Below are 10,214 nucleotides of genomic sequence, written 5' to 3'. Positions count from 1 at the left end.
AATGAGTGCAGTTATAACCGATGAGCAATTAGCCCAGTTTAAAGAAGATGGGTTTTGCATTGTAAAAAACGTAATTCCTCAAGAACTTATTGAGCGTTTACGAGACGAATGTCAAAGATTCATTAAGGAAAAAGATGACGAAATGGACAAAAAAGGGGTTGAGGTTGATGAAATTAACCACAAAGGAAAACGCTACTTTATAGCCCTGCGCTATAAAGACAGTAAAACCATGCAAGACCTTATTTTTGGTAATGAATTAGAGGAAATTACACGTAAGGTTCTTGGTGAAGAAGTATACTTGTTTTTAGAGCAATTTGTTGTAAAAGCAGCAGATAAAGGCATGACCTTCTCTTGGCATCAAGATTCTGGGTATTTAGATTTTGACCATAAACCTTATCTGTCTGTTTGGTGCCCGTTGGATGATGTTACCGAAGAAAACGGAACAGTTTATTTATTGCCATACAAAGAAGCAGGAACCGAGAAGAGAATTGATCACGTTTTGCAGGAAGGAACCAACGATAAAATTGGCTATTTTGGAGATAATCCAGGTATCCCAGCAATTTTAAATGCAGGTGATGTGGCATTGTTTTCAAGCACGTGTTTCCATAGAAGTGGTTCTAATTCAACAAATAAATCAAGGCGTGTACTTTTAATTCAATATTCAGCCGAACCTATATTGAAGAGTGATAACGAACCATTGTATTGGGCAGAGCCTTTCATAAAAGAAGGTGAAAAAATTAGTGCATATTAGTGCAGTTTTAAAGTACCCAAAATATTTTGTTTAACATATTTTGGGTATTTGCTTTTTTAAATACCAACAGCCAATACCACAACCAAACTAACCAAAAAAATAAGCGTTTTAACATGAATATATACGACCAATTAGATATCCTTGATTTTGCCGTTGTAGGCATTTATTTAATAGTTTTAGTGGGCTTGGGAGCATGGTTTAGTTTAAGAAATAAAAGAGGTGCCGACGAAAATTACTTTTTGGCAGGCAACTCATTAAGTTGGAAAAGTATAGGCTTTAATATGTGGGGAACCAATGTAGGTCCTTCTATGCTTATTGCCAATGCTAGTATTGGTTACACAACTGGTATTGTTGCAGGAAATTTTTCTTGGTACGCCTTCATATTTATTCTCTTATTAGCTGTGGTTTTTGCACCCAGATATTTAGGAGCAAGAGTGCAAACGCTACCAGAATTTATGGGTAAGCGCTTTGGTAATTCAACTCAAAATATATTAGCATGGTACACTATAGTTACCATATTGCTTAGTTGGCTATCACTAACGTTGTTTGCTGGCGGTGTTTTAATTCAACAAATTCTTAATTTACCTATGTGGTTATCAGTAATAGTCCTTTTATTGATAGCGGGATTTTTCACTTTAGCAGGCGGTTTAAAAACTATAGTTTATACGAATGTTATTCAAATGGTGCTGCTTATTGTAGTGTCATTTGCACTGATGTGGGTAGGATTAGACAGAGTGGGTGGTTTTGGTCAATTAGTGAACGAAACACCATCAAATTACTGGAATTTATTTTTGCCCGGTGATGATGCCAATTACCCATGGACCGCTATTCTTTTAGGGTATCCAGTTATGGGAGTTTGGTTTTGGTGTACCGACCAATCTATGGTACAATCGGTTTTGGGTGCAAAAAATTTAAAAGAAGGGCAGTTGGGAGCTAATTTTACGGCATGGTTGAAAATCATTGATGTCCCTTTATTTATTCTACCGGGTATTATGTGTTTTGTACTGTTTCCAAATTTAGGAAACCCAGATGCAGCATACATGACTATGGTAACCGAGTTATTTCCAACAGGAATGAAAGGATTGGTTATGGCTGTTTTAATTGCCGCCTTAGTTAGCACCATCGATTCATCCTTAAATGCTTTGAGTACGGTTTTTACCATGGATGTTTATGTAAAGAAATTTCAACCTAAAGCAAGTCAAAAGCGTATTGTGAAGGTAGGGCACATAGTGACGGTGGTAGGAGCTATTTTGTCTATTTTCATTACGTTGGCCATCGATAGTATTAAAGGATTAAATCTATTTGACGTATTTCAATCAGTTTTAGGTTTTATCGCTCCGCCTATGTCGGTGGTATTTTTGTTTGGTGTTCTTTGGAAAAAAACAACTGCCAAAGCGGCTAACAGCATTTTGGTTTTTGGAACCTTATTTAGTTTGACAGTCGGAATTCTATATTTATGGGTGTTTCCAAACGACCCTGAAAGCGCAGTAAAAATCTGGCCGCACTTTTTATTACTGTCATTTTACATTTTTGTTTTCTTGTCGGCTGTAATTGTTGTTATCAGTTTGTTGGATAAAAGAAGTAAACCATTTAAATCAACATTGGATTTTAGTAACTTAACCAAAGTAGCTCCTAAAGTAAAAATATTATGGGCAGCGCTCATTGTAACAATGATATGTTTATATATATACTTTAACGGAAACTAGTAGAAATAAAATTAAATTTATAATAGAATGATAAAGAATACCAACGATGGTAGTAATAATGCACCATCATTACGTATCGATATAAATTACGGAACCTGTGAAGACTTACCTGCAATTTCAACGGGACCAAAAGGAAGTGATAGGGAAAAACACGAAGCTATTGCCAAAGCAGGTTTTAAGGGTATTCAAGATGGCGACCCAAAACTGTGTGAAGAGTTCAATTTAGAATTAACTGCACATGCCCGAATTAATGAAGTGGGTGATTTGGACGACTTGATGCCTATTTGGAAAAGTGGAAATTATAACTGCGCCAGTATCCATTTAGGGTGGGGTATGGAATCTGATAAGGAAATGGATGAATTGGTACGTTATGTGATGGAAAAATCAGAAAAATTCAACTTTCCTATTTACATCGAAACGCATCGTGCTACAATAACACAAGATTTATTCAGAACGGTGGAACTGACTAAACGTTTCCCCGATGTTCGCTTTAATGGCGATTTTTCACATTGGTATACCGGACAGGAAATGGTGTATGGCGGTATCGAAAATAAGTGGGAATTCATTCAGCCAGTGTTCGACCGGGTGCGTTTTATGCATGGCAGAATAGGAAATCCGGGTTGTATACAAGTTGATGTAAAAGATAAAAACGATAGTTATGTTCAGCATTTTAAAGAAATGTGGAAACGTTCGTTTTTAGGCTTTTTAAAGTCTGCGAAACCGGGAGACTATATTTGTTTTACGGTAGAATTGCTTAAAGCCGAAATATTTTACGAAAGAACTGTTGTAAACGCAAAAGGAACCGAACAAGAAGAAGGTGATCGTTGGCAGCAAGCGTTATTGTATAAAGAGATTATTCAGGAATGTTGGGAAGATGCCCAAAAAGAATTACTTTAAAATACCACAAAAAAATATGGAACAACAAAAAGGAAGTTTAAAAAGTACAATAACGGTATCACTTACTAATTATTTAGATGCGGGTGCCATTGTAGCTGGGGCAAGTGGGTTAACACTTTGGCAAAATTATCTCGGACTTACAGAGGGCAGCCTCGGTTTACTTAATGCAATTAGTGCCAATGCTTTCGGTGCTGCTATTGGTGCGATTATAGGTGGCTTTTTGGCGGATAAATATGGGCGGAAAACCATTTATACATACAATATGCTTGTATATATGTTGGGGGTAGCCATAATCATGTTCACTGTAAATTTCCCGATGTTATTGACAGGGTTTTTAATCACGGGTATATCCGTAGGAGCTGGTGTTCCTGCGTCATGGACTTATATTTCTGAAAATTCAGAAGTTAGAAATCGTGGACGCAATATGGGTATTTCTCAGTTTGCTTGGGGTGTGGGGCCAACCATTATTTTAATTTTAGGAATGTTGCTCGCGCCAGGCAAAGGTGATGCTTCAGCCGGTGTTTTGTTCGGTTATGTGAAAAAAATAGCAGCATTCTTTATAGGAAATGATGCCAGTGTTGAATCTTTTGATGTATTCAGTAGCCGACTTATTTTTGGTTCGTTGTTCATTGTGGCGTTTATCGCGTGGAATCTGCAACGAAAACTTGATGAGTCTGAAGAATGGAAAGAAGCTAAGCAAAGGCAAAAGCAAAGTAAAGAGAAACAGCCGAGTGTTTTTGCATCATTTGGAACACTTTTCACCAAAAAAGTAAACATTCGCACCATGCTTTTTCTTGCAGGTATTTATGTTACCTGGAACATGGTTGCTTCTGTAATGGGCTTTTTTCAACAGCATATTTATGAAACTGCTGGAGGACTTTCCAACGAGCAGGCAAATATGATTTCAGCGGTTCAATGGATTGTGATTATTGCAGTTACTTATTTTGGATTTTCCATGTTTATAGATAAAGTAAATCAACGTTGGTTTTATTTTATTGGAACCTTGATAGGAATTATCGCTTGGGGTATCCTCATTTTTATTGGTATTAAAAACTATATCGCATTATGGGCTTTCACCATTCTATGGGGCGTTCACGCAGGCCTAAGTGTACAAGCATTTTATGCGCTTTGGGCTTCAGAACTCTTTCCCGCTAAATATCGTGCTGGAGCACAAGGTATTATGTTCTTTGTTGTTAGAGCTATAGCGGCAGTATGGGGATTTGGATTTGTTTATATATACGGAGAAAATGGAGAAGGATTTTACATGGCGGCCCACATTATGATTGGACTTTTAATTGTTGCGTTAATAATTGGAACAATTTGGACCCCAAAAACTCGTGGTAAAACTCTGGAGCAGATAACAGAAGAACGATACGGAGACGATATTTAAAGCAAAATTTTTAAAACAAAGAAATTTAAACAGATGGAAAAATCTAATTTACCGAATACCACTTCAAATTCAACTTGGATTTGGTATCCGGGCGATTTCGAAATTTGGTTGAGTAATAAAATGCAAGTAAGGCGTACTGAGCGTGAAGCGGTTTTTCCACCGCTGTGGCGTTATTACACTCCGTACCCTTTGGTAACTTTTCAAACTGAGGTTGATTTACCGGAGGAAGATGATGTGAAAATACATTCCGAAGGCCCTTTTCAGCTATTGATAGATGACGTTCAGATTTACGGGCAGCCCAAATCGATTAAAATTTCTGCCGGAAAACACAAAATTTCTTTTAAAGTATATAATCAAGAAGTATTGCCTGCTATTTATATTGATGGAACATACGTGAAATCAAACCCATCTTGGATAGTAACAAACGAAGATAAACTTTGGATTGATGAAGCAGGTAAAGCGCAGCAATCCGGTACACCATGGGTGCCTGTTGGGTCATGGAACTTTGATACACCGGAAGCAAAACCGTCCGAGTTTCAATTGGCTACAGAACCTTGGAAAGCCAAGTCTACTGAAAAAGCCGATAGCGGTGAGCTCATCGATTTCGGAAAAGAAACCTTCGGCTACATTAAAATAAATGGATTAAAAGGCAAGGGCAAATTAACATTGTACTATGGCGAATCTCGTGAAGAAGCCTTAAGTACTGATAGATGTGAAACCTTAGATAACTTGACTTTCGACGGAAAACAACCAGAAACCTTTACGTTAAAAGGTTCAAAAGCATTCCGCTACGTACAGGTTCAAAAAGACACTTCTATAGAGTACGATTCCATTTCTATGCTTTACGAATATCTGCCGTTAGAGTACCGTGGCAGTTTCAAGTCTTCTGATGATTTGTTGAACCAAATCTGGGATGTTTCTGCATACACCATGCACTTAACCACACGCGAATTTTTTATCGATGGCATTAAACGCGACCGCTGGATTTGGGCCGGCGATGCCCACCAAAGTTATTTGATGAACTATTATCTGTTCTTCGATTCGCCTTCGGTAGAACGCACGCTGTCGGCACTTCGTGGTAAAGAACCTGTAACGGCACACATCAATATCATTATGGATTATTCACTATATTGGTTTGTAGGTATTTATGATTATTATTTATATACGGGCGATACGAAGTTTATCAAAACATTTTACCCACGCATGAAAAGCTTAATGGATTATTGTTTGGGAAGAAGAAATGAAAGTGGATTTTTAGAGCCATTGGAAGGCGATTGGGTGTTTATCGATTGGGCGGACGGTTTACCAAAAACAGGAGAGGTTAGTTTTGAGCAAATGTTATTGGCAAGAAGTTTGGAAGCGATTGCTGTGAGTGCAGAAATTGCTGGTGAATCTGAAGACCAAAAGAAGTATAAAAATTTGGCTGATGATTTAAAAGAAAAACTGTTTGATGTGTTTTGGGATGAGGAAGCAAACGTCATGAAACATCAGCGTATTGATGGGGAAATGCAAGATATTGTTACGCGATATGCGAATATGTTCGGTATCTTTTTTAACTATTTTAATGAAGACCAAAAACTGAATGTGAAAAACAAAGTATTGTTGAATGATGATATTTTAAAAATCACCACGCCATACATGCGTTTTTACGAATTGGAAGCGCTTTGTGCGATGGGCGAACAGGAGTTCGTTTTAAATGAAATCCGCAATTATTGGGGTGGCATGATAGATTTAGGAGCGACTTCATTTTGGGAAAAGTACGACCCTAAACAAAGCGGAGAAGAACATTTAGCTATGTATGGCAGACCTTATGGAAAAAGCCTTTGTCACGCGTGGGGAGCAAGTCCTATTTATTTATTCGGACGCTATTATTTAGGAGTAGAACCTACCGCGCCAGGATATGCCAAATATGAAATCAAGCCAAATTTAGGTGGATTGAAGTGGATGGAAGGTAAAGTACCAACACCAAATGGCGAAGTATCTGTCTACTGCAATACAAAGGAGATAAAAGTAAAAGCTTCAGAAGGCGAGGGCACGCTAATTATCAATAGTGAAACCAAGCCTTCAGCAAATAATGGCACTTTATCGGTATTGGGTGAAAATAAATATCAAATCACAATTAAACCAAATACTGAATATTCAATCAAATATAAAGCACTATAAATGTTTTAACTTTTTAATGGAAAAAGATTCTAAACTAAAATATCCTTTAATAAGAATACTTAACATTTTAATTTTGTTGTTGTTTTTATTTCTAACAAATCTTAAAGGAGCAGAACATATTGGTTTGTATCTTTTTTATACCATTTATTTATGGATATTTATTGTTTTAGGTATTATTGAAATTAGATTCCTTATTTTAAATAGAGAAGAAATATTAAAAAATAATAGTCTGACTATAAATGGATGGTTTTTTATATTTTTTGTTTGTTCTTTTATTTTGATTGTTTGTAATATGATTGTTTTACACACCTAGACTTAGGTTTAATAACAAGTTTTAAAAAATGAAAAAAATTAATAGATTTATCAATAAACTCTCTTATTTCTTAGCGGTTGCAGGATTTTCTGTAATAGCTCAAAACACCGAAATTCAATATTTATCCGGTACAGGCTACCAAGACACGAAAGAGTGGGAATTTAAAGTTTCCGATGGGCGACAAAGTGGCGAGTGGTCAACAATCAGTGTACCATCAGTTTGGGAACAGGAAGGTTTTGGAACCTATCAATATGGTATCCGTTTCTACGGAAAACCATTTCCTGAAGGCATTGCGGACGAAGTCGGTTACTATAAATACACTTTTGAAGTGCCAAAAGCATGGGAAAATAAACGCGTCAAAATTGTTTTCGATGGCTCCATGACCGATACCGAGGTGCGTATAAATGATCGTTCAGTTACTGGAGACGAACACCAAGGTGCCTTTTACCGTTTTAAATACGAAATCACCGATTTACTGAAATACGGAAAAGAAAACCTACTTGAAGTTACGGTAAGTAAGGAATCAAAAAATGCCAGTGTTAATCTAGCAGAAAGACGTGCCGATTATTGGAATTTTGGCGGGATTTTCCGTCCGGTGTTTTTAGAGGCACTTCCTGCAACGCATATTGATTATTCAGCCTTAAAAGCGGAAGCTGATGGAACTTTTGAGGCCAATGTATTCCTTGGGAGTGGCGCAAAAAATATTTCAGCAGAAATCACCATTTTAGATGAAAGTGGAAAAAAGCTAGGTTCAACTATAAAAGCTGATGGTATTGATGGTGCCGATAAAATTCATTTAGCAGAAAATTTTAAAAATGTAAAGCAGTGGACGGCAGAAACCCCCAATTTATACACCGCAGAAATTAAACTTTTAAAAGATGGCGAAGTAGTGCATCAAATTACCGAAACCATCGGTTTTAGAACAATTGAAATCCGTGAAGGTGATGGTATCTATGTAAACGGTCAACGGGTATTAATGAAAGGGATTAACCGCCATAGTTTCTGGCCAGAATCTGGTAGAACTCTAAACAAAGAATTGAATTATGCCGATGTTCGCTTAATCAAAGAAATGAATATGAATGCGGTACGTTTATCGCATTATCCGCCAGATCCAGAATTCCTTCAAGCTTGTGATGAATTAGGGTTATATGTAATGGATGAACTTGGTGGTTGGCATGGTCATTACGATGATGCCGTTGGGAAAAAGTTAGTAAAAGAAATGGTAACCCGCGATTTAAATCATCCGAGTATTATTTTCTGGTCTAATGGAAATGAAGGCGGTTGGAACACCAATTTAGACAATCAATTTGATATATGGGATTTACAAAAACGTCCCGTGTTGCATCCCCAACAGGAACACAATGGTGTTGAAACCATGCACTACCGTTCGTATGGTGAAACCTTAGAGTATTATAGAGACGACAATATTTTTATGCCAACCGAGTATCTTCACGGTCTTTACGATGGAGGTCACGGTGCTGGTTTTAACGATTATTGGGAAGTGATGCGTAAACACCCTCGTAGTGCTGGGGGGTATCTTTGGGTATTTGCTGATGAAGGCATTGCCCGCACCGACCAAGACGGTCGAATTGATAACCAAGGCAATTACGGTGCCGATGGTATAGTAGGACCGCATCACGAAAAAGAAGGAAGTTTCTTTACTGTGAAAGAAGTTTGGTCTCCAGTTATGTTTATGAATCATTCAGAACTACCCAATGATTTCGATGGAACATTTACAATCGAAAACCGTTACGATTTCACCAACACAAATACGTGTACATTTGAATGGGAGTTGGTTAATTTTGCTTCGCCTTTAGATGGAAAAGTAGCACGTAAAACCTTTAAAAAAGGAACGCTAAAAGCACCAAATATTGAGCCTCACAGAACAGGTGAATTGAAATTAGATTTACCAAATAATTGGCAGGATGCCGATGTGTTGTATGTAAAAGTTACGGATAAAAATGGCCATGAATTATGGACTTGGGATTTCACTTGGGATAAAAAAGCTGGTAGAAAACTAGATTCAGGTAAAGTAAAACTGGAAGAAACCGATGAAGCCTACACCGTTTCAGCCTCTAAAACCGAAGTGAAATTTGATAAAGTTTCCGGGAAATTAGTTGAAGTAAAACAAAACGGAAATACCATCAGTTTAGCCAATGGTCCTAAAATCATTATGGCACGTCGTGGGGATAGAACCTTGGATGGTACCATCGACCCGAAATTCCTAAAAGGTGAAGACCGTATTTATAAAGAATTTGAATGTTGGGATGAAGAAGTGAATTGTTCTGAAAGCCTATTGGATATTTCAGCAAAGGAAGAAAAAGGAAAAGTGGTGGTTGAAGCGAATTACCACGGTATTCTTCAAAAGGTGGTTTGGACGATTGATGCCGAGGGGTTAATTCAGTTGGCATACGAATACGAATACAATGGGGTAGTTGATTTAGCGGGGGTATATTTCGATTATCCAGAAGACAAAATGCAATCTAAAAAATGGTTGGGCGACGGCCCTTACCGGGTGTGGCAAAACCGTTTAAAAGGAACGACTTTAGATATTTGGGAAAACGATTATAACGACCCTATTCCGGGAGAATCATTTAATTACCCGGAGTTTAAAGGCTATTTCAATAATTGGCAATGGGCAGAGTTTACGACTGAGGAAGGACAGATTTATATCGAAAATAAAGGCACAGATACCTATTTAGGCGTGTATTCGCCACGTGATGGGCGCGATGCGTTGCTGTACACCATTCCAAACACAGGAATTGCCGTGTTGGATGTTATTCCACCAGTTAGAAATAAGGTGAATGCTACCGATTTAGTGGGGCCTTCGTCACAACCAAAATGGTTAAGTGGTTTACAAAAACGTACTGTTTATTTAAAGTTTAAAAAATAACTTGATAAAAATAATGAATTACGTCATTACGAGGAGAGAGTCCCGATGGCTATCGGGATGAACGACGAAGTAATCTCATCAACAAAAAAGGGATTGCTTCA

Annotated in this window: 7 protein-coding genes; all 7 read left to right on the top strand. The window is 37.5% G+C overall.

The annotated features are described in order from the left end of the window. Position 1: 1 nt before the first annotated feature. Positions 2 to 751: a phytanoyl-CoA dioxygenase family protein gene (locus tag ACIEHO_RS08685; protein WP_406970720.1), complete on the top strand. Its 750-nt coding sequence runs from the start codon at positions 2 to 4 to the stop codon at positions 749 to 751. A 113-nt stretch (positions 752 to 864) separates the two neighbouring features. Beyond that, a complete protein-coding gene (locus ACIEHO_RS08680; protein ID WP_406970718.1) occupies positions 865 to 2,457 on the top strand; it encodes a sodium:solute symporter in 1,593 nt (530 codons plus the stop codon). Between the two features lie 27 nt (positions 2,458 to 2,484). After that, positions 2,485 to 3,354 (top strand): hypothetical protein, encoded by an 870-nt coding sequence (locus ACIEHO_RS08675; protein ID WP_406970716.1) that lies wholly within the window; start codon positions 2,485 to 2,487, stop codon positions 3,352 to 3,354. Between the two features lie 16 nt (positions 3,355 to 3,370). Next, positions 3,371 to 4,744: an MFS transporter gene (locus ACIEHO_RS08670; protein ID WP_406970714.1), complete on the top strand. Its 1,374-nt coding sequence runs from the start codon at positions 3,371 to 3,373 to the stop codon at positions 4,742 to 4,744. 33 nt (positions 4,745 to 4,777) lie between these two features. Further along, positions 4,778 to 6,907, top strand: a complete 2,130-nt coding sequence (locus ACIEHO_RS08665; RefSeq protein ID WP_406970712.1) for a family 78 glycoside hydrolase catalytic domain — start codon at positions 4,778 to 4,780, stop codon at positions 6,905 to 6,907. Positions 6,908 to 6,923: 16 nt separating this feature from the next. Beyond that, on the top strand, positions 6,924 to 7,220 hold the full coding sequence (locus ACIEHO_RS08660) for a hypothetical protein (protein WP_406970710.1): 297 nt from the start codon (positions 6,924 to 6,926) through the stop codon (positions 7,218 to 7,220). 28 nt (positions 7,221 to 7,248) lie between these two features. Then, the gene (locus ACIEHO_RS08655) at positions 7,249 to 10,113 is read left to right on the top strand and encodes a glycoside hydrolase family 2 protein (protein WP_406970708.1); all 2,865 of its coding nucleotides are present in this window, start codon (positions 7,249 to 7,251) and stop codon (positions 10,111 to 10,113) included. Positions 10,114 to 10,214 lie beyond the last annotated feature (101 nt).

The organism is Flavisericum labens, from assembly GCF_045446075.1.
Taxonomy (GTDB): domain Bacteria; phylum Bacteroidota; class Bacteroidia; order Flavobacteriales; family Flavobacteriaceae; genus Flavisericum; species Flavisericum labens.
This window is presented reverse-complemented; position numbering and strand designations above follow the sequence as displayed.

Excerpts from the sequence above, each read along its gene's own strand:
- ACIEHO_RS08685 (WP_406970720.1), top strand. The coding sequence starts at position 2 with ATGAGTGCAGTTATAACCGATGAGCAATTAGCCCAGTTTAAAGAAGAT.
- ACIEHO_RS08680 (WP_406970718.1), top strand. The coding sequence starts at position 865 with ATGAATATATACGACCAATTAGATATCCTTGATTTTGCCGTTGTAGGC.
- ACIEHO_RS08675 (WP_406970716.1), top strand. The coding sequence starts at position 2,485 with ATGATAAAGAATACCAACGATGGTAGTAATAATGCACCATCATTACGT.
- ACIEHO_RS08670 (WP_406970714.1), top strand. The coding sequence starts at position 3,371 with ATGGAACAACAAAAAGGAAGTTTAAAAAGTACAATAACGGTATCACTT.
- ACIEHO_RS08665 (WP_406970712.1), top strand. The coding sequence starts at position 4,778 with ATGGAAAAATCTAATTTACCGAATACCACTTCAAATTCAACTTGGATT.
- ACIEHO_RS08660 (WP_406970710.1), top strand. The coding sequence starts at position 6,924 with ATGGAAAAAGATTCTAAACTAAAATATCCTTTAATAAGAATACTTAAC.
- ACIEHO_RS08655 (WP_406970708.1), top strand. The coding sequence starts at position 7,249 with ATGAAAAAAATTAATAGATTTATCAATAAACTCTCTTATTTCTTAGCG.